The organism is Streptomyces sp. NPDC050528 (assembly GCF_044457795.1).
Taxonomy (GTDB): Bacteria; Actinomycetota; Actinomycetes; order Streptomycetales; family Streptomycetaceae; genus Streptomyces.
Genome location: NZ_JBITHH010000005.1, coordinates 453,980 through 471,490 on the forward strand (window position 1 = coordinate 453,980; position 17,511 = coordinate 471,490).

Here is a 17,511-nt window from a genome sequence, read left to right on the forward strand (position 1 = left end):
TGACCGTGGTCTTCAGGATGCCCTTCGAACTCGTCTTGACCATCGATCCACGCGCCCACATACCAGCTCAAACCGTCGGCCACATCGACTTGGGCGCGGCAAGAGCGCCCCTGCCGTCACCGGCGTACAGACGCATGTCGCGCGCAGTTGTCACTGCGGCGAGGTCGGCCTTGCCGTCTCCGTTGAAGTCACCGCCCAGAATGAGCCGCATGGCGCCGAAACTCTTGTCGGGCCACATCGATCGGGCCGTGTCGAAGGTCCCGTCGGCCTTGCCCGGGTACAGGTGCAGTGCTCCGTCGGCGGCCACGGCCGCGATGTCGTCCCGTCCGTCACCGGTGAAGTCACCCGTGGCGATGTATTTCTTCTTCCAGGTCTTGTCCGGCCACATCGCCTTCTTCTGGTTGACCAGCTTGCCGGCGGCGTCCCGTTTGTAGGTGTAGAGGGAGCCGTCGGGCCACTGGAACAGCAGGGTGTCGCGTGCGGCGGTGCCGGTCCGCAAGGCGGCGACGGGCAGGCCGTCCTTCCAAGTGGCGTCGGTCCACAGATCGGTCGGAGCGTAAAAGCCCGGCACCCAGGTGCGCTGACTGTGCAGAACGAGATTGCCGACGCTGTCGGCCGAAATCACTTCGAGTCCCCGCGTACTGTCGAAGTCGCCCGCGACAAGCCGCTTCTGGTCGCTGCGCCCAACCGCGGAAAGATAGCTCCCGAACTGCAGCGTCCCGTCCCGGCGACCGTGGAACACGTGGATGGTGCCCGACCGCATCAGCGAGGCGATGTCCGTACGGCCGTCACCGTTGAAGTCGCCCGCAGTCATCACATCGCTGATCTTCCGCTGCTGGAAGGTCAGCCGAACCTGCTGGACCCAGTCGGCGATGTCGTCGACCCGGGTGACAACAGCCCCGGTACGGCTCTCCGCCGAGTTGAGGCACCCGCCGTCCCAGGCCGCGCTGACCACGCCGACCATGCCGTCGGCTCCGTTGAACACTGGAGCGCCCGCGTCGCCCTTGCACAGGGCAGCGCGGGTCGCGGCCGGCGACATCGCCAGGGTCGTCGGGTCGACGAGGTCCACGTTGAAGGAGCCGGTGTGAGCACGCTCGGGTGTCCATTCGGACTTGGTCCGGCCGTATCCAACCGCCCTGAGCCGGTCACCCTGCGTCGGGGCCGCGTCGTCGACCTCGGCAACCTCGATCTCGGGGAACGGTCCGAGAAACGGATCGTCGGAGGAAAGCTGGATGAAGCGGGCCATGACCAGGTCGCGGCCCGGGAAGGGCACGATCTCATCCACCCTCTGATTACGCTCGGCCTTCGGAGCGGGCTTGTTGCCGTCGGCGGTCACCACGGCGGGAAGAGGCGGCGCGCCCCTGGTGAGCGCGGTCGCGTGCTGGGGATCGGCCGCGAAGCAGCTCGCGGCGGTGAGGACCCATTGGGGGTCCACCAGGGTGCCGGAACAGGAACGTTCGTTGTCGGTGCCGCCGGCGATATGGACCTTGACCACATACTGGTCGGCTCCCTCCGCGACCTGGTCGCCAACGACGGACTGGGCGGGCGGTGCGGCCAGCAGGCCGGTCGTCAGGCCGGCGGCCACGAGCCCGGTGGCCCACACCATGCGCGTTCTGCGCGGACGGGCGTCATTCACGTGTGCCTCGCATCGGGAATTCGGCTCGGTGGAGCGGCGGCCCCACGAAGCGTGCGGAAGAAGAGGTGAGGGTCAGCCGGTCACGCGCAACTCGACGAGAACGGACCTCGCGCCCCCGACGGTCCCCTCACCGACGGGGGCCAACTCGCCCTTGGGGACGAGGACCGAGGTCGTCTCGCCGTTCGCGGTGAGGTCGGCGCGGATCGGGTGGTCCGAGGCCGCGACGGCGAAGACTCGGGAGAGCTCCAGGGTGAGCCAGCCGGTCTTCCCGACAGTCCTGAAGCAGTAGTCGTCCGCGCGATTCTGGGCGGGGTCCCCGACGGTCATCACGTGGATCTGCGAGGCGGTCGAATCGCAGTCGGCCAGCAGAATACGACCGTCACCCTTCTTCAGCTTGATTCCCTTTTCCGCCAAAATCCGGTCGGCACCGGGATAGGAATAGTCCTCGACCAGGGCAGGCGGATTCGATGGCGATTGCGGTGGATCATCGGCGGAGGCAACGGAAATTCCAGTGAGCATGGCAGCTGCGGCCACGACCCCGGAAACAATTAGATTTCGGGCACGGAAAGGCACCGAAGAGTCCCTTCCGGCGCGGCTCCTCGCAGCGCGAGGCCCCCCGCCAGGATGCTGTCGAAAAGTACACAGACGGGCCGCGACTACTCATGGTCGACGTAAAAGCCCTGTTCAGACGGGCGCGAACAAGCGCGCCCGACCCCCCTCAACCCCCTGCAGTCCTAGGGCTCCGATGCGATCCCAGCTGGTCAGGCTGGACGCATCAGGAGCAAAGTCGAGGTATAGCGTAAGCATAGGAAGAGAAAACGTCAACGGGCATTTTTTCAGCACATTGAATTAATGCGGAAGAGCACCAAAGATCCCGCATTGTCCGCTCTGCGCAGTCCTGGATATTGGTCACCACGAAACAGAAAAAGCTGACTATGCTTACCCGCCGACCATTCGGCGACTCACGTATTGGGGGTCGTCGCCGATTATCGAGACGGGTACCCAGTGAATCGAAGAACTGACCAGTTCGATACCGCCGGGAAGAATCCACGACCGCGCGTCCTCCACGGCGCCGTACTGAGTCTGCTGCCGCTCGCCCTCGCCGTCGGCCTGCTGAGCTCGCCGCCCGCGTCGGCCGCCACAGGCCCGACGAACAGCGTCCGCACCGCCGCCGTATCCGCCGTCGACCCCGCCGACCGCGGCTCGGTGGTCGACTACTGGAAGGCCGGTGGCCCCGGCGTCAGGGCAGCTGCCGAGGCGGCGCTCACCGGCAGCGACACCGACGTACAGAACTTCCTCGCCGCGGCGGACGGCCTGGTGTTCCAGGACGAGCGGGTGACCGCCGCGCAGTTCGCCTCCGTCGGCGGACCGGAGCTGCTGACCGCCGCACGCACGGCGCTTACCGGAAACCGTGCCGCGCTCGAGGACTTCCTGGACGATGGCTGGGAAGACCCGATGCAACAGGACAACCGGGTCCGGGTCGCCCAGATCATCGACACCGGCGGCCCCAACGTGCGGGACGCCGGCCGGGCCGCCTTGAACGGCACGTCCGACGACGTCCGGAAGTTCCTCACCCAGGGCCAGTACGCCCAGCGTGACCAGGACGAGCGGGTGCAGCTCGTCCAGATCGTCAGCGTAGGCGGCACCAACGTACGGGCGGCCGGACGCATCGCGCTGAACGGCACCGCCGAGGACATCCGGGAGTTCCTGGAGATCGGCCAGTTCGTCGCCCGCGCGAAGGACCAGGAGCACGCCACCATCGCCGAACTCGCCGCGCAGGCGAAGGAAGCGGGACGACAAGCCGCCGAGCAGACCGCCGCGGCCAAGACCGAGTCCGCCAAGGCGGTCAAGGCCTCGCAGCTCGCCAAGGAAGCCGCGCAGGAGGCGGAGGCCGAGGCCAAGGCGGCCAAGGACGACACCGCCAAGGCCGCTCGGGCCGCCAAGCGGGCCGCCACCGCGGCGTCCCAGGCAGCGGCCTCCGCACAGCGGGCGATCGACGCGGCCAGTGCCGCGAACAACTCGGCACGCGTGGCCGCCAACGCGGCCTCGCAGGCAGCGGCCGCCGCTGCCGGCGCCTCCCAGGCCGCTTCCCGTGCCCGTAACGCCGCCGCCGATGCCGCGGTCGACGCAGGCAACGCGGCCGCCGCGCGCACCGCGGCCGAGGACGCCGAGAAGGCCGCCGCAGGCGCCAACCTGGCTGCCGATGCCGCCGATCAGGCAGCGAAGGCAGCCGACGCGGCGGGGGACGCCGCGCACTCCGCGGCCAGTGCCGGTGCCAACGCCAACGCCGCCGCCGACGCCGCGATCGAGGCCGGCAACTACGCGGGCCAGTCCAGCTCCGCCGCCGCCGAGGCCCGCGCCGCAGCGGCCGCCGCCAAGCGGCACGCGACCGAGGCCAACCGCGCGGCGGCCGCCGCCGAGACGCTGGCCCGCAAGGCGGCCACCGCGGCTCGCGAGGCACGGGATGCCGCCAAGTCCGCGGCCACGCACGCCAAGAACGCCGCCAAGGCCGCCAAGGAAGCCGCCGACCAGGCCGGCAACGCGGCGCAGGCCGCCACCAGGTCGACCGAGCACGCGAACGCCGCCACCACGGCCGCGAACGACGCCACCAAGGCCGTAGCCACGGCTCAGGCGGTCTACAAGCTCGCCCGCGAGGTCGAGAGCGAGGAGCTGCTGGGCCGTACCAACGGCGGCATCGAGCTCGCCAAGGACGACAAGGCCGCGTACACCGCCCGCACCACCGCGCAGGCCGCGCTGGACAAGGAGGTCAAGGACCGCCGGGCCGAACGGGACCGGCTGGTGGCCGCGGCCACCGAGCCCGGCGCCGATCTCGCGTCCGTCGCCAAACAGGGCCGCGACCTGGCCGTACGGGTGATGAAGGGCGGTACGGCCTGGGGTCGCGGCGCCGCCGAGGCCGCGCTGTCGGGCCCCGACGAGGTCGTCGTCGACTATCTGCGCAACGGCTGGAGGACCGCCGAGCAGCAGGACGACCGCTCCTACGTGGAGCGTCTCGCGGAGGAGAGCGAGGACCAGACCGTACGCGACGCGGCCGAGACCGCACTCGACGGAGACGCCGCCGCGATCACCGCGTTCGTCGAGAACGGGCAGTACCAGGCCGGTGCCCAGGGGATGCGCGTCGCCATCGTCCAGGTCCTCTCCGGCGCCGGGCCCGTCGTCACCGAGGCCGGCCGCAAGGCGCTGGCCACGGGCGACCCGAAGAAGTACAGCGAGTTCCTGGTCGCCACGCAGTACACCGCACGGACCCAGGACGAGCGGGTCAAGGCCGCGCAGCTCATCGACAGCGGCACTCCCGAGGTGAAGTCGGCGGCCCGGGTCGCGCTGGAGGGCTCACCACAGGCGCTGCACGTGTTCGTCGTCTCCGGCCAGTACAAGGCACAGCGCAAGGACTATCTGGCCGTCACGCATGTGGCCCAGGTCCAGAAGCTGTTGGCGGACGCGGCGAAGGTCGCGGCCACCGCGCAGAAGAACGCCGCGACCGCCCAGAAGGTCGCCGCCACCGCCCGCAAGGCGGCCACCGAAGCCGCCGAGTGGGCCAAGAAGGCCGATGCCGCGGCGACCAAGGCCAACGACTACGCCAAGCAGGCCGACCAGTACGCCAAGGACGCCGAGACGTCCGCCGCCCAGGCCGCCGCGTCGGCGAGGACGGCCCGTGACGCCGCGAACCGCGCCGACGTCTCGGCCAACGACGCGGCCCGCTCCGCGGCCGACGCCACGCTCTCCTCGGAGACCGCCCAGGCCGCCGCGTCGAACGCCGCGTACTACGCCGAGGACGCCCGCAAGTCGGCGGTCGCGGCGGGCAAGGACGCGGACGCCGCCCTCAAGGCGGCGACCGAGGCCTTCACCATCACGGTCACGAAGTACCGGGAAGAGGAGGAGGCGCGGCGCAAGGCCGCCGTCGCGGCCAAGGAGAAGGCGAAGAACGAGGACGGTCGCCGTGCCGCCGAGGTCTACCGCTGCCAGCAGGGGATGGTCCCGTGCGACCCGCAGGACTTCGCCCGGTGGTGCCAGCACTCGGAGATCGCCTGCGACATCGTGGCCCAGGGCGAGGAGTTCGGCGATGCCATGGAGCAACTGTGGAACGCCGAGAAGGAGTTGCTGGGTCTCGGTCAGTTCGAGAAGTGCCTGCAGAACAAGGACTTCGACAGCTGCAAGGGCGTCGCGGTGGACGCGCTCCTCAGCGCCAAGTTCAAGACGCTGGAACGGGTCTACGACGAGCTGAAGCTGCTGAAGCGTGGCTGCAAGATCGTCAAGAAGGCGTCGGTGGCGACGCGGGCCTCCTTCACATCCGTGGCGCGGACGGCGGCCGGCAGTGGGTTCAGCTGCCTGGAAGGCGCCATCGACCACAAGGTCTACGACCCGGACACGGGAAGAATCATCACCGATATCGACCTGTTCGAGAACAATGTGATGTGGGAGCTCAAGTCGGCGATCTACGCTGACGACGTCTGGCTCAACAAACACATCAACATCAAGCTGGACAACTACCTGAAGTGCCGTCGACTTCTTCCGGGCTACGAGAACGCGCCCATCGGCTTCCGGTTCACGACGTCGGGGATGGACCCGCGTTTCAGGACGGCGCTGGAGGAGCGGTTCAAACAACTCAGGCAGAAATACCCGGACCTCGACCTCAGGCTGGAGATCGCAGATTGAGTCATCCCTTTGAACTCGGTGACGAAACGCTCTGGGACGCGGGGTACCACAGCGGGCGGTTGTACGCCGCCTTGGCCCAGGGAGCGGCCGAGTTCCTCAAGGTTCCGTCCGGTCTGACACCCACCCGCGAGGGCGGCTGCGAGGTGAACCCGGCAGCGTTCGCCGCCTTCACCGCACGGTTGTACGACCTGTACGCCTCGACTCACAACGACGTACTGCACCGCCTCGCGGACGGTCTGCTGGTCACCTCACTCGTCCTCGCGGAGCGGGCAGGGAGCGCGATCGCCCTCCGCCCCGAGCACGAGGCGTCCTTGAGGGAGGAGATGACAGCGCTCGCACACTCCATGGCGTAGCGCACCCAGGCACGACACACGGCATGGACGGCTCACGCCAGAGGGGTGCCCCCAGTGACACCGGGGGCACCCCTCTGGCGTGAGGGTCAGTCGAACCAGCGGTCCCGTGCCAACTCCTCTGTCCGGGACGGGTCTTCCAGCAGGGCCGCTACCTCGAAGCGGCGCGGCCACTGGCCGGCCGCCCAGGCCAGGCCGGCGGCGACGCCCTCCAGGGTCGACGCGTGCAGGACTCCGTCGCGGGTTCGGCGCCAGTCGATCTCCACGTCGTCCACGATCAGTTCGTCGTGTTCGACGTACGTCGTGGGGGTGCGGGGGCCGAGGAGGACGCGGACGGAATCCGGTACGTCGTGTTCGGTGCCCTCGGAGGTAACCTCGCCGGTGATCGATTCGCTGAGGCGGCGGACCTGGAAGAGGTCGGCCAACTCGGCGGCGCGGGACGGGCGTACGGGGAGGAGGGGGGTGCCGGTGGTGAAGGGGAGCAGGTCGGGTGAGTCGACGACCACCGCGTCCGCCGCGTCCACGACCGTCACCTCGCCGTCGACCACGGCGCGCAAGTCGTCCGGGAGAGTGACCTGTTCCGGGTCCAGGTCGGCCAACGCGCTGTACAGGGCGTGGAGTTGGGCGCCGGTGACCTCGCGGTCCGGGTCGGCCAGGCGGTCGAGGAGTTCGGCTGCGCCGCCCGGCTCGTCGAGGAGGGCGGCGACCGAGGTGCGTACGCCGAGGGCCCGCAGGACCTGTTCATCGTCGAAGCCCGTCGCGTCGGCCTCGTCGTACAGGCCGCGGAGGAGGGGGTCGCCGCCGGCCGCCAGGAGCCCCGCCGGGCGGCGGCCGTCCAGGACCGGGTGGCCGCGCAACCACCATGCGGTGTACGGCCGTACGAGTTCGTGCGTGCCGTCCGGGAGGAGGATGCGGACCTGTTGGGTGATCGCGTCGCGGAGTGGGGGCTGGGCGAGGAGGGCGAGGGCCTGGGGCCAGCGGTCGTCGTCCACCAGGTCCAGGTCGCGCACGGCGACCAGTTCCGTGGCCACGGGGGGTACGGGGGTGTCGGGGAAGCGGTCCAGGACGTCTTCCGACCAGACGTCCACGGAGTCCAGCAGGCCGGGGTCGTCGGGTTCCGCGAAGTCGCTGTCCCGGGGCTCCAGTTCGTCCGGGTCCAGGACCACGTCGGTGGCCCGGACCAGGGCGAAGGTGGCGAGGACTCCGCAGGCGGCCAGGGGCTGTTCGCCCCAGCGGTCGGCCAAGTCGGCCTCGACAAAAGCCAGTTCGTCCTGCCTCATTACCTGCGCGAACGGGCTGCCGGGCAGGACCAGTTCGCCGGCGGGGGCCAGTTCGCCGTCCTCGTCGGGGAGGGCCAGGGCACCCAGCCAGGGTTCGTCACCGGGTTCCAGGCCCGCGTCCCGGACCAGGGCGAGGACGGTGTCCGCCAACTCCTCGGCGTCCAGGGTCGGTTCGTCCCATACGGCGCCGCCCTCGTCGTCCAGGGACGCGGCTACGGCTGCTCGTACCTGGGGTGTCGTGAGGACCGCGCGCGGGGTTGCGGGCAGGGCGCCGAGCTTCTCCAGGAGGGGGTGTGCCGCGTCCGGGTGAGCGACCTTGAGGCCCAGGCGGGCCAGGACTTCGGGGTCCACCTGGGGCGAGTCGGGGGTGGGGAGGAGGACTTGGCGGGGGCCGATCGTCGTCCTGCCGTCCGCGAGCGGTACGGGGAGGCCGGACAAGCGGTCCGGGTCCACGCCCGCGAGGCTGTCGTAGAGGCTTCGCCACCAGGCGGGGTCCTTCTCCAGGCCTGCCAGGCGGTCGATCGCGTCGGTGAGGGGGACTCGGGCCACGCCCAACGTCCTTAGTTCCACGCGGCGTTCAAGGCCCGCGGGGAGGAGGGTGGGGAGTACTTCGGCGAGGACCCGCACGGTGTCCGCGCCCGCGCCCTCGACCACCTCGGCGTCCCGGGGTCGTAGCGACTCGGGCAACTCCGTGTCGTCGGCGGCGGGTTCGAGGGCGGGTGGGAGGAACGCGGTGCGCGGCAGGCGGTTCAGGATCGCCTGGCGCAGGGTGCCGTCCAGCTCGCCCTTGCCCAGGGGGCCGGGGACGAGGTCGATGATGCCGGTGGTCACCGGGCGCCAGGCGGCGAGGAGTTCGACGTAGGCGTCGGCCGCGCGTTCCACGACGAAGTCCGTGAGCGGGCCGGGGGCCGCGTGGCGGCGGGTGGTGTCGAGGGGGAGCGAGGCGATCAACAGGGCGGGTACGCCCAGGGGTTCGTCACTGGGGGTGGGGGCGTGGACGACGGGGCTGGTGCGGGGGTGGGCCGGGGTTCCGTCGTCGTCTACGGGGACGGCCCAGGTGACGGACCAGTACGGGCGCAGTCTCTCCTCCACGGGGCGGTCCGTGAGGAGTTCCTTCGCCAGCTCGCCGTGCGCGGCGACCGTGCGCCAGCGGGTGGAGCCGTCGCGGCTGTCGTCCACGACCGTGTCGGCGTGGTCGGTGCGGCGGGTGAGGGTGCGGGGGGTCTGGTCCCCGACTTCGACCACGACTTCGGTCAGCCCCGGGAGGGCGAGGAGGAGAGCGTCGTCCACCGCGTTGAGGAGGCGTTCGGCCAGGTCCTCGGCGGCGGTGTCGCGCAGCGGGAGGATGACGACCGTGTCGTAGGAGTCGGGGGCGGTGCCCTCGGCGGCGAACGGGAGGCGGAGGACGGGGATGTGGCCGTCGCGGCGGCGGATCTCGGTGCCGAGGCCGGGGCTGTGGCGGGCGGTGTCGTCGGCGAGGGTGCGGGCCTCGGCGAGGGACCAGCGGACGCCGCCGTGCCTTCCGACCACGGCGGGTTCGTCGGTGACTGCTACGACCGCTGCGAAGCCGACGCCGAAGCGGCCCACCGCGCTGTCGCCGGCGTCGCGCTTCGCGGAGGCGCGGAGGGTGGAGAGGGATTCGACGCCGGTGGCGTCGAGGGGGGCGCCGGTGTTGGCGGCGCACAGGACGCCGTCGCGGAGGGTGAGGCGGAGGCGGCCGGCCACGCCTGCGCGGGCGGCGGCGTCGGCGGCGTTCTGGGCGAGCTCGACGACCAGCCGGTCCCGGTAGCCGCCGAGGACGAGGTCCTCCTCGGCGTTGGCGTCCTCCCGGAAGCGGGCCGGGCTGGTCGCCCAGGCGTCGAGCACCCCACGCCGCAGACGGGCGGTGCCGAACGGGTCGGCACCTTCGGCGGCGGGCCGCACGAACTTACTCACGTACGTTCACTCTCCTCATCGGCGTCGCGATGAAGGTACCGCGCGGAGGGGAGGGGGTGGCGCGGGGCCGGGGTGTGGGGGTTGGGGTGGAGGGGGTTGGCGTGGAGGGGGTTGGGGTGGGCGCCCGCAGTTGGTGGTGGGTGGGGTCGGGGGGGGGGGGGGGGGGGGGGGGGGGGGGGGGGGGGGGGGGGGTGGGGGGGGGCGCCCGCTGTGGGGGGGGGGTGGGGTCGGGGTCGTGGCGGTACGGCGAGCCCGCCGCGGGTTGCGCCCCTCTGTCTTTTGCCACAGTTGAAGGAGTGGGGACCAGCTGAGCGGCGGGCTGCGCCGTACCGCCACGACCCGCTCCCGGTTCGTCGGCGGCTGCGGGCTCGTGGGGGGGGCAATGCACCTGGATAGACTGTCGCGCTTCACTCTGACTGGGGGTCATCTGAGTGTTTGTCGCACGGGGGTTTGTCGGGGTGCCGGTGTTGGCTCTGGTGGTTCTTGCCGGGGGCGGATGTTCTTCGAGCTGGGGGTGTTCCGACACGACTGCGAAGCGTGGTGTCGCCGGTGTCAGGGTGCGGGTCGAGGATGTGGACGGGAAGGTTCTTCGCGGCGTTACCGCAGAGGTCGTCGACTGGCGGCTTGAGCCTCATCCGCAGCGGCCGTACGGAGGTGACGTGGTCCACTTCCACTACCGTTTCGGCGGCGTCGACGAATGGTCCGATCCTGCGTTGGACGTCTGTGCGGTCGACAAGAAGCGTGTGGCGTTGGGGTGTCAGACGGTCTATTCGTCGGGGGCGTTCGGGCCCAACGGCAGCTCCACGGGCGACGACTGGCTCACCGTCGAGCATCCTGCACAGGTCGCCGGAGTGCTGTTGATCCCCAACGACCAGTCCTACCAAGGACAAACCTGCGAGCAGGACGTCAAGGACGGCGGCGGTCCGCATCCTCCGGCAGCGGCCGTCAGCGGGGATCAGCTGTAAAGGGATCAGCTGTAAGTCGGGGTCCAGTAGATCGTGTTCAGTAAGCCGTTGTTCGGTTGGGGAGTCGGCGGGTGTGCGAAATGGTCTCTTAAGCTCGCCTCATGGATATTCGCGGCATTGATCCCCGTGACATCACCTGGGAGCAGGACCATGCCCGGTACCGCGTCACGGTCTACGCGGCGGTGGCTGACGACGCGGACGGCCCGGGGCTCGTCCGGCTGGCCGGGGTTCTGGGCGACCCGTTCGCCGTGACGGCGTGATCGCCCCCGCCCCTCTCCCAACGCCTCGCACCGCTCGCCGCAGCGGCTACGAGTGCCCCAACTCCGCCGATTCCCCGTCCGACCCCACCGACACCGACCCCGAATCCGCCGCAGGCCGCAGCGGGAACGGGTCGACCATCGTCTCGTCGATCACCGGGGCCGGGGGCTGGGGCGGTTTGGGCATGATCGCTGCTTCCGAGTGGCCGCCGCAGCCGTAGGCCAACGAGACGACGTGGCCGTCCGCCGGGGAGAACTCGTTCGCGCAGACGCCGAACGCCTGGCCCAGCGAGCCGCCGATCGCGACCAGGAAGCCGCAGCTGACGCAGGCCGCGGGGGCCGCCTGGGCCATCGGGGTCTTCGGGCCGAAGCCGTCCTCCCAGCGGTCGGCGGCGACATGGAGGCCGTAGCGGGAGAGGACTCGGGCTCGGCGGATGCCCAGTTCCTCGGCCACCGCGGCGATCGAGCCTCGGGTGGGGGCCATGGGGAGCGTGGCGGGGGTGCCCGCCGTCACCTCCGCGTCCTCCGCCTCCACCAGCTCCGCCATCTCCTCGGAGACCGCGGAGTTCGGCGGGGGCTCGTCCTCGCCCGTGTAACCGGGCTCCAGACGGAGGTCCTCCGCGTCGGTGGGGAGGAGGTCGCCGGGGCCCATGTCGCCGGGGCGGAGGCGTTCGCTCCACGGGACCCATTCGGGGGCCAGGAGCGAGTCCGGGCCGGGGAGCAGGACGACCTCGTCGAGGGTGACCAGCTTGGCTCGGGACGCCCTCGCCACCGTCACCGCCCAGCGCCAGCCGCGGTAGCCGAACTCCTTGCACTCGAAGAAGTGCGTGACCACACGGTCGCCGTCGGATTCGAAGCCGGCGTGCTCGCCGACCACGCCGGGCGCGGCGGCCTCCTCGGCTGCGGCACGGGCGAGGTCGACGGCCTCGGCGCACAGGCGGTCGGGGGTGCGGCTTCGCGTGGTCGCTGCGCTCACAGGTATCGCTTCTCTCCTACGCCGTCTCACGGGTGCGCCTGGTGTGGCGAAGGGAGCGGACGGAGCGGCTGAAAGACATGTACCAGGCCCTTGGGGGCACTGGTGGAGGGCCGCGTCGACGTCCGCACCCGATCGCGCTCGGGCACGCCTACGCCATCCATTCTGCGGGATGGCCGAGAGGCGCGCGGCCGAGAACAATCGCCACGGCGCGCTACGCACGCTACCTTCTCCCGCGCCATGCGCCCACACCGACGGTCCCGGTACGGCGTCGATTACGGTCCCGAATCCGTCTCTGCCCGGTCCCTGATCCGTCTCCGATCCGTTCCCGATCCGTTCCCGCACACCTCCATACGCGCGGTAACCGCACTACTCGTGCCGTTCTCGGGGCACTATGACGGGGTGGCAGCCGCGAGGTCGCCCCAAGGTGCCACCGGGATCGGTGGCGCGAAGGGGAACATCCGAGGTGGCGGTTCGGGCCGGGTGAGCGGTTCCGTCCGCGCGATGGGTCGTGCCCTGCACTTCCCCGTCACCGGTACCGCCCGCGGCATCCGCAAGGCCACGCACGCCCACGGCGCGGGCGAGTCGGGCCTCGGCCGGCTCATCGAACTCCACGCGGTGAACGGCGCCGGTGACGTCATGATCACCGTCGCCCTCGCGTCGACCGTCTTCTTCTCCGTGCCGACCGACGAGGCGCGGGGGCGGGTCGCTCTCTACCTCGCGATCACCATGGCTCCGTTCACCGTCCTGGCTCCGGTGATCGGGCCCCTGCTCGACAAGCTTCCGCACGGGCGCCGCGCCGCCATGGCCGCCGCGATGCTCGCCCGCGCCCTCCTCGCGCTGATCATCTCCGGCGCGGTCGCCACCGGCAGCCTGGAGCTGTATCCGGCCGCGCTGGGCGCCCTGGTCGCCTCGAAGGCGTACGGCGTCGTCAGAAGCGCCGTGGTGCCCCGGCTGCTGCCGCCCCGCATCTCGCTGGTGAAGGCCAACTCCCGAGTCACCCTCGCCGGGCTCCTCGCCACCGGCGTCGCCGCCCCGATCGCGGGCGGCCTGCACGCCATCGGCGATCCCTGGCCGCTCTACGGCGCGTTCGTGATCTTCGTCGCGGGTACGTTCCTGTCGTTCTCGCTGGATCCCAAGGTCGACTCGGCCAAGGGCGAGGACACGGCGCTGCTCGCGGCGGACGAGGACCATCTGCACGGTCCGCATCCCAAGGAGGTCAAGCGTCCGGGGCTGCGCACGGTCGGCATCGCGGTCACCCACGCGCTGGGCGCCAACGCGGCGCTGCGCTGGCTGTCGGGGTTCCTGACCTTCTTCCTCGCGTTCCTGCTGCGCGAGCATCCGATGACCGGGCAGAGCGCGGCCGTGTCGCTGGGCATAGTCGCCGTCGCGGCGGGCGTGGGCAACGCGCTCGGTACGGCGGTGGGTTCCTGGCTGCGGCAACGGGCCCCGGAACTCATCATCGTGACCGTCGTCGCGCTCGTCCTGGGTGCGGCCATCACGGCGGCGATCTTCTTCGGGGCTGTGCTGGTGGCCTGTCTCGCGGCTACGGCCGGTTTCTGCCAGGCGCTGGCCAAGCTGTCCCTGGACGCGCTGATCCAGCGGGACGTGCCCGAGCTGGTGCGCACCTCGGCGTTCGCACGGTCCGAGACGATGCTCCAGATGGCCTGGGTCCTCGGCGGCGCGATCGGCATCGTCATGCCGCTGAACGGCGCCCTCGGCTTCACCCTCGCCGCCGGAGTCATCGCCCTGGGCTGGCTGACCACCCTGCGCGGCCTCCTCGCCTCGGCCCGACACGGCACCGGCGGACGCCCGCGAGTGGCCTAACCCGCGCCACCCGTCCCGCCGCGCCGCACCCCACGTGGGGGGAGTACTGGACGGGCCCGATAGCCTTCGCCCCATGACCATGCAATCCGCTGTGCGACGCCGCCGCGCCGTCGCCGCCGCCGGCGCCGTTTCCGCCGGACTGCTCGTCCTGTCGGCGTGCGACAAGCCGACGCCGATCTCGACGATCACCGTCGGGAGGAACTCGGTCCACACCGAGGCCACCTGCTACAACGACGGCGACGCGGTGAAGACCGCGGAGCTGGCGAAGTGCCTGAAGGCCTCCACGTCGATCTCGGTCGACCCGGACGAGACCGTGCGCTTCGGTGTCGACCCGAAGATCGCCGACAACGGCTGGACGATCCTGATGAACGGTCAGCCGCTGACCGACTCCAGCAAGAAGACGTACCGCACGATCCCCGGCAGCGTGTTCTTCAACACCCAGTACGGCGCGACCGGCAACTCGACCGTCGTCTCCATCAAGGAGGGCGACAAGACGGTCAAGGGCCTGTGGTCCTTCAAGTTCAAGAAGGATTCCTGACCACGGCCGCCTTTCGTATCCTCGTCGCCACCGCCGTCCCCGCCGAACGGGACGCGGTGGCACGGGCGTTCACCGGCGACAGCGCGGTTGATGTCATCGCCGCCGGGGTGGGTCCCGCCGCAGCCGCCGCCGCTACGGCCACTGCCCTCGCCGGCGCCTCGTACGGCCTCGTCGTCTCCGCCGGGATCGCCGGCGGTTTCCAGCCCGAGGCTCCCGTCGGGTCCCTCGTGATCGCCGACGAGATCACCGTCGCCGACCTGGGCGCGGAGACCCCGGACGGGTTCGTCCCGGTCACCGAACTCGGCTTCGGCGCCGTCACCCACCGTCCGCCGAATGCACTCGTACGAGATCTCGCGGCGGCCACCGGCGCCCGCGTCGGAGCCGTACTCACCGTCTCGACAGTGACCGGAACTGCCGCCCGCGCCACGGAACTTCGTGCCCGGCACCCTCGCGCCCTCGCGGAGGCGATGGAAGGCTTCGGGGTGGCCGAGGCCGCCGCCGCGCACGGCATCCCCGTCCTGGAACTGCGCGCGGTCTCCAACCCCGTCGGCCCGCGCGACCGTACCGCCTGGCGGATCGGCGACGCGCTCGCGGCCCTGAGTGAGGGATTCGGGAAGTGTGCGCCCGTACTGGAGAGTTGGAACCCGTATGACCACCAGTGAGCAGCCTCTGCAGATCGCCTTCTCCCCCTGCCCCAACGACACGTTCGTCTTCGACGCCTGGGCGCACGGGCGGGTGCCGGGTGCGCCCGCGCTCGACGTGACCTTCGCGGACATCGACATCACCAACGGCATGGCCGAGCGCGGTGAGTTGGATGTGCTGAAGGTGTCGTACGCCGTGCTGCCGTACGTGCTGGACGAGTACGCGCTGCTGCCGTGCGGGGGTGCGTTGGGGCGGGGGTGCGGGCCGCTCGTGCTCACCCGGGGGGCGGACGTGGACCTCACCGGTCGTACCGTCGCCGTGCCGAGTGAGCGGTCGACCGCGTATCTGCTGTTCCGGCTCTGGGCCGCGGACACGATTCCGGGTGGGGTCGGGGAGATCGTGGTGATGCCGTTCCACGAGATCATGCCGGCCGTGCGGGACGGGAAGGTCGACGCGGGGCTTGTCATCCACGAGGCGCGGTTCACGTACCAGAACTACGGGCTGCACAAGCTCGCGGACATGGGGGAGCACTGGGAGGCGACGACCGGGCTGCCGATCCCGCTGGGGGCGATCATCGCGAAGCGGTCGCTGGGTGCCGAGCGGTTGAATCTGCTGGCCGACTCGATCCGGGCGTCGGTGCGGGCCGCGTGGGACGACCCCGAGGTCTCCCGGCCGTACGTCATGGAGCACGCGCAGGAGATGGACCCGTCCGTCGCCGACCAGCACATCGGGCTCTACGTCAATGAGTTCACGGCGGAGCTGGGGGGCGACGGGTATGCGGCGATCCGGGGGCTGTTGACGCGGGCGGCGGCGGAGGGGCTGGTGCCCGCACTGGGACCGGACGCGCTCACGTTTCCCTGAGCTTCCCGGTTGGCCTGAGCTGGGGGTGCCGCCCCTGGGGGCTGCGCCCCCAGACCCCCCATCGGCCCTGAAGGCGCCTCGTCCTCAAACGCCGGACGGGCCGACTAATACCGGCCTGAGTTGAGAAGCCCCCTCACACGTCCAGTTGGTCCGCGACCGCCCGCAGCAGGCCCGCGATCTTCGCGCCCGCGGGCTTGTCGGGATAGCGGCCGCGTTCCAGCATGGGCGTGATGTTCTCCAGGAGGGTGGTCAAGTCCTGGACGATGGAGGCCAGTTCGTCCGGCTTCTTGCGCTGGGCCGCCGCGACCGACGGGGTGGGGTCGAGCAGGGTCACCGAGAGGGCCTGGTCGCCGCGTTGACCGGCGACGACCCCGAACTCCACGCGCTGTCCGGGCTTCAGGGCATCAACTCCGGCGGGCAGAACCGAGGAATGGACGAAGACGTCACCGCCGTCGTCACGGGAGAGAAAGCCGAAGCCCTTCTCGCTGTTGAACCACTTGACCTTGCCGGTAGGCACGTCTGTCCTCGTCCTCGTACTCGTCGGAAAACTGCTTCGGATAGCAGACCGGCGGGTCGTCGGGACCCGCCGGTACCAAGGCTAATGGTCTTCAGGCCGGTGACAAGACGTCGCCGGGTTGTTCCTTTGCGCAGGGAACTACCCTGGTCCAGTGCGCGACAAAACCCAAACGAATTCCGCCGCGGCCGGTGACCGACTGATCCGTGCCGGTGCCATCGTCTTTTTCCTCGGCGCGGTGGCCACACTCGTCACCGTGGTACCGCTGTTGCTCCACACGACGCCTTTTCCGACGTACATGTACCTCTTGAGCATGCTCATGGGCGTCGGATTCCTGCTGGCCGCCGGAGGCGTGCTCCAGTCGGTCGCCGCGGGCCGCCGTCAGGCGCGCGCCGGAAGGTAGTCCGAAAGCCATCGCGGGAACTCGGTGAGGTCGCCGAGGACCACGTCCGCCCCGGCGGCGCGCAGTTCGTCCGCGTCGCACGGTCCGGTCGCGACCGCGACCGACAGGGCCTCGGCGGTACGGGCGCCGCGTACGTCCCCGACGTGGTCGCCGACGTACACGCTCGCGCCCTCCTCGCGCAGCGCCTCCGCCTTCTGCTCGGCCCACAGGTTGCCGATGACCGCGTCGGCGTCGATGCCGAGGTGTGCGAGGTGCAGCTTGGCGTTGGGCTCGTACTTCGCGGTGACGACGATCGCCCGCCCGCCGGCCGCGCGCACGGCCGCGATCGCCTCGGGGGCGCCGGGCATCGCGGGGGTCGCGGCGATGGCGATCGACGGGTACATCTCGCGGTACAGGTCGGCCATCGCGGGCAGTTCGTCCGCCGGGAACCAGTTGATCAACTCGTCCGCGAGCGGCGGCCCGAGCCGGGTGATCGCCAGATCGGCGTCGATGTACGTCCCCGTCCGCTCCGCCAGCGCCACATAGCAGGCGTGGATACCGGGCCGGGAGTCGATGAGGGTCATGTCGAGGTCGAAACCGACGGTCAGGGCGGGCTCAGGGTGCGGGCTCATATGGGCCATTGTGCCCAGTCAGTACGACGCTACGACAATCCCACCGGC

Annotated in this window: 15 protein-coding genes; 9 read left to right on the forward strand and 6 right to left on the reverse strand. The window is 70.6% G+C overall.

Annotation, left to right across the window (positions count from 1 at the left end):
* Window positions 1-67: 67 nt before the first annotated feature.
* Together ACIBK4_RS20305 and ACIBK4_RS20310 are read right to left on the reverse strand one after the other, a co-directional pair.
* The gene (locus ACIBK4_RS20305) at window positions 68-1,636 is read right to left on the reverse strand and encodes an FG-GAP-like repeat-containing protein (RefSeq protein WP_398996132.1); all 1,569 of its coding nucleotides are present in this window, start codon (window positions 1,634-1,636) and stop codon (window positions 68-70) included.
* A gap of 72 nt (window positions 1,637-1,708) precedes the next feature.
* Window positions 1,709-2,170, reverse strand: a complete 462-nt coding sequence (locus tag ACIBK4_RS20310) for a hypothetical protein (RefSeq protein ID WP_398996133.1) — start codon at window positions 2,168-2,170, stop codon at window positions 1,709-1,711.
* Window positions 2,171-2,641: 471 nt separating this feature from the next.
* Here ACIBK4_RS20310 and ACIBK4_RS20315 point away from each other — a divergent pair, with 471 nt between their 5' ends.
* Together ACIBK4_RS20315 and ACIBK4_RS20320 are read left to right on the forward strand one after the other, a co-directional pair.
* Window positions 2,642-6,307 carry an ALF repeat-containing protein gene (locus tag ACIBK4_RS20315; protein WP_398996134.1) on the forward strand — a complete coding sequence of 1,222 codons (3,666 nt, stop codon included), beginning with the start codon at window positions 2,642-2,644 and terminating at the stop codon, window positions 6,305-6,307.
* A complete protein-coding gene (locus ACIBK4_RS20320) occupies window positions 6,304-6,660 on the forward strand; it encodes a DUF6086 family protein (RefSeq protein WP_398996135.1) in 357 nt (118 codons plus the stop codon). Before ACIBK4_RS20315 ends, ACIBK4_RS20320 begins: the two co-directional genes overlap by 4 nt.
* An 86-nt stretch (window positions 6,661-6,746) precedes the next feature.
* Here ACIBK4_RS20320 and ACIBK4_RS20325 read toward each other — a convergent pair whose 3' ends face one another.
* Window positions 6,747-9,872, reverse strand: coding sequence for a sacsin N-terminal ATP-binding-like domain-containing protein (locus ACIBK4_RS20325; protein WP_398996136.1), 3,126 nt, complete (start codon window positions 9,870-9,872; stop codon window positions 6,747-6,749).
* Between the two features lie 431 nt (window positions 9,873-10,303).
* On the opposite strand from ACIBK4_RS20325, the gene ACIBK4_RS20330 reads away from it, so the two are divergent.
* Together ACIBK4_RS20330 and ACIBK4_RS20335 are read left to right on the forward strand one after the other, a co-directional pair.
* Window positions 10,304-10,837 carry a hypothetical protein gene (locus ACIBK4_RS20330; protein ID WP_398996137.1) on the forward strand — a complete coding sequence of 178 codons (534 nt, stop codon included), beginning with the start codon at window positions 10,304-10,306 and terminating at the stop codon, window positions 10,835-10,837.
* A 101-nt stretch (window positions 10,838-10,938) separates the two neighbouring features.
* Entirely contained in the window at window positions 10,939-11,097 is a 159-nt protein-coding gene (locus tag ACIBK4_RS20335) for a hypothetical protein (protein WP_398996138.1), read from the forward strand.
* A gap of 46 nt (window positions 11,098-11,143) precedes the next feature.
* Here the strand turns inward: ACIBK4_RS20335 and ACIBK4_RS20340 are convergent, their stop codons facing one another.
* Window positions 11,144-12,070, reverse strand: coding sequence for a DUF3027 domain-containing protein (locus ACIBK4_RS20340; protein WP_398996139.1), 927 nt, complete (start codon window positions 12,068-12,070; stop codon window positions 11,144-11,146).
* Window positions 12,071-12,469: 399 nt separating this feature from the next.
* Between ACIBK4_RS20340 and ACIBK4_RS20345 the strand changes: the two genes are divergently transcribed.
* From ACIBK4_RS20345 to ACIBK4_RS20360, 4 genes are all read left to right on the forward strand, one after another.
* Window positions 12,470-13,894, forward strand: coding sequence for an MFS transporter (locus ACIBK4_RS20345; protein WP_398996140.1), 1,425 nt, complete (start codon window positions 12,470-12,472; stop codon window positions 13,892-13,894).
* A 73-nt stretch (window positions 13,895-13,967) separates the two neighbouring features.
* The gene (locus tag ACIBK4_RS20350) at window positions 13,968-14,432 is read left to right on the forward strand and encodes a DUF2771 domain-containing protein (protein ID WP_366433542.1); all 465 of its coding nucleotides are present in this window, start codon (window positions 13,968-13,970) and stop codon (window positions 14,430-14,432) included.
* Window positions 14,402-15,094 (forward strand): futalosine hydrolase, encoded by a 693-nt coding sequence (locus tag ACIBK4_RS20355; protein WP_398996141.1) that lies wholly within the window; start codon window positions 14,402-14,404, stop codon window positions 15,092-15,094. Before ACIBK4_RS20350 ends, ACIBK4_RS20355 begins: the two co-directional genes overlap by 31 nt.
* Window positions 15,081-15,935: a 1,4-dihydroxy-6-naphthoate synthase gene (locus ACIBK4_RS20360; RefSeq protein ID WP_398996142.1), complete on the forward strand. Its 855-nt coding sequence runs from the start codon at window positions 15,081-15,083 to the stop codon at window positions 15,933-15,935. Before ACIBK4_RS20355 ends, ACIBK4_RS20360 begins: the two co-directional genes overlap by 14 nt.
* A gap of 133 nt (window positions 15,936-16,068) precedes the next feature.
* Here the strand turns inward: ACIBK4_RS20360 and ACIBK4_RS20365 are convergent, their stop codons facing one another.
* On the reverse strand, window positions 16,069-16,452 hold the full coding sequence (locus ACIBK4_RS20365) for a cold-shock protein (protein ID WP_019057239.1): 384 nt from the start codon (window positions 16,450-16,452) through the stop codon (window positions 16,069-16,071).
* 151 nt (window positions 16,453-16,603) lie between these two features.
* Between ACIBK4_RS20365 and ACIBK4_RS20370 the strand changes: the two genes are divergently transcribed.
* The gene (locus tag ACIBK4_RS20370; RefSeq protein WP_019057238.1) at window positions 16,604-16,852 is read left to right on the forward strand and encodes a hypothetical protein; all 249 of its coding nucleotides are present in this window, start codon (window positions 16,604-16,606) and stop codon (window positions 16,850-16,852) included.
* Here ACIBK4_RS20370 and ACIBK4_RS20375 read toward each other — a convergent pair.
* Window positions 16,831-17,472 (reverse strand): HAD family hydrolase, encoded by a 642-nt coding sequence (locus tag ACIBK4_RS20375; RefSeq protein ID WP_398996143.1) that lies wholly within the window; start codon window positions 17,470-17,472, stop codon window positions 16,831-16,833. The genes ACIBK4_RS20370 and ACIBK4_RS20375 overlap by 22 nt on opposite strands.
* Window positions 17,473-17,511 lie beyond the last annotated feature (39 nt).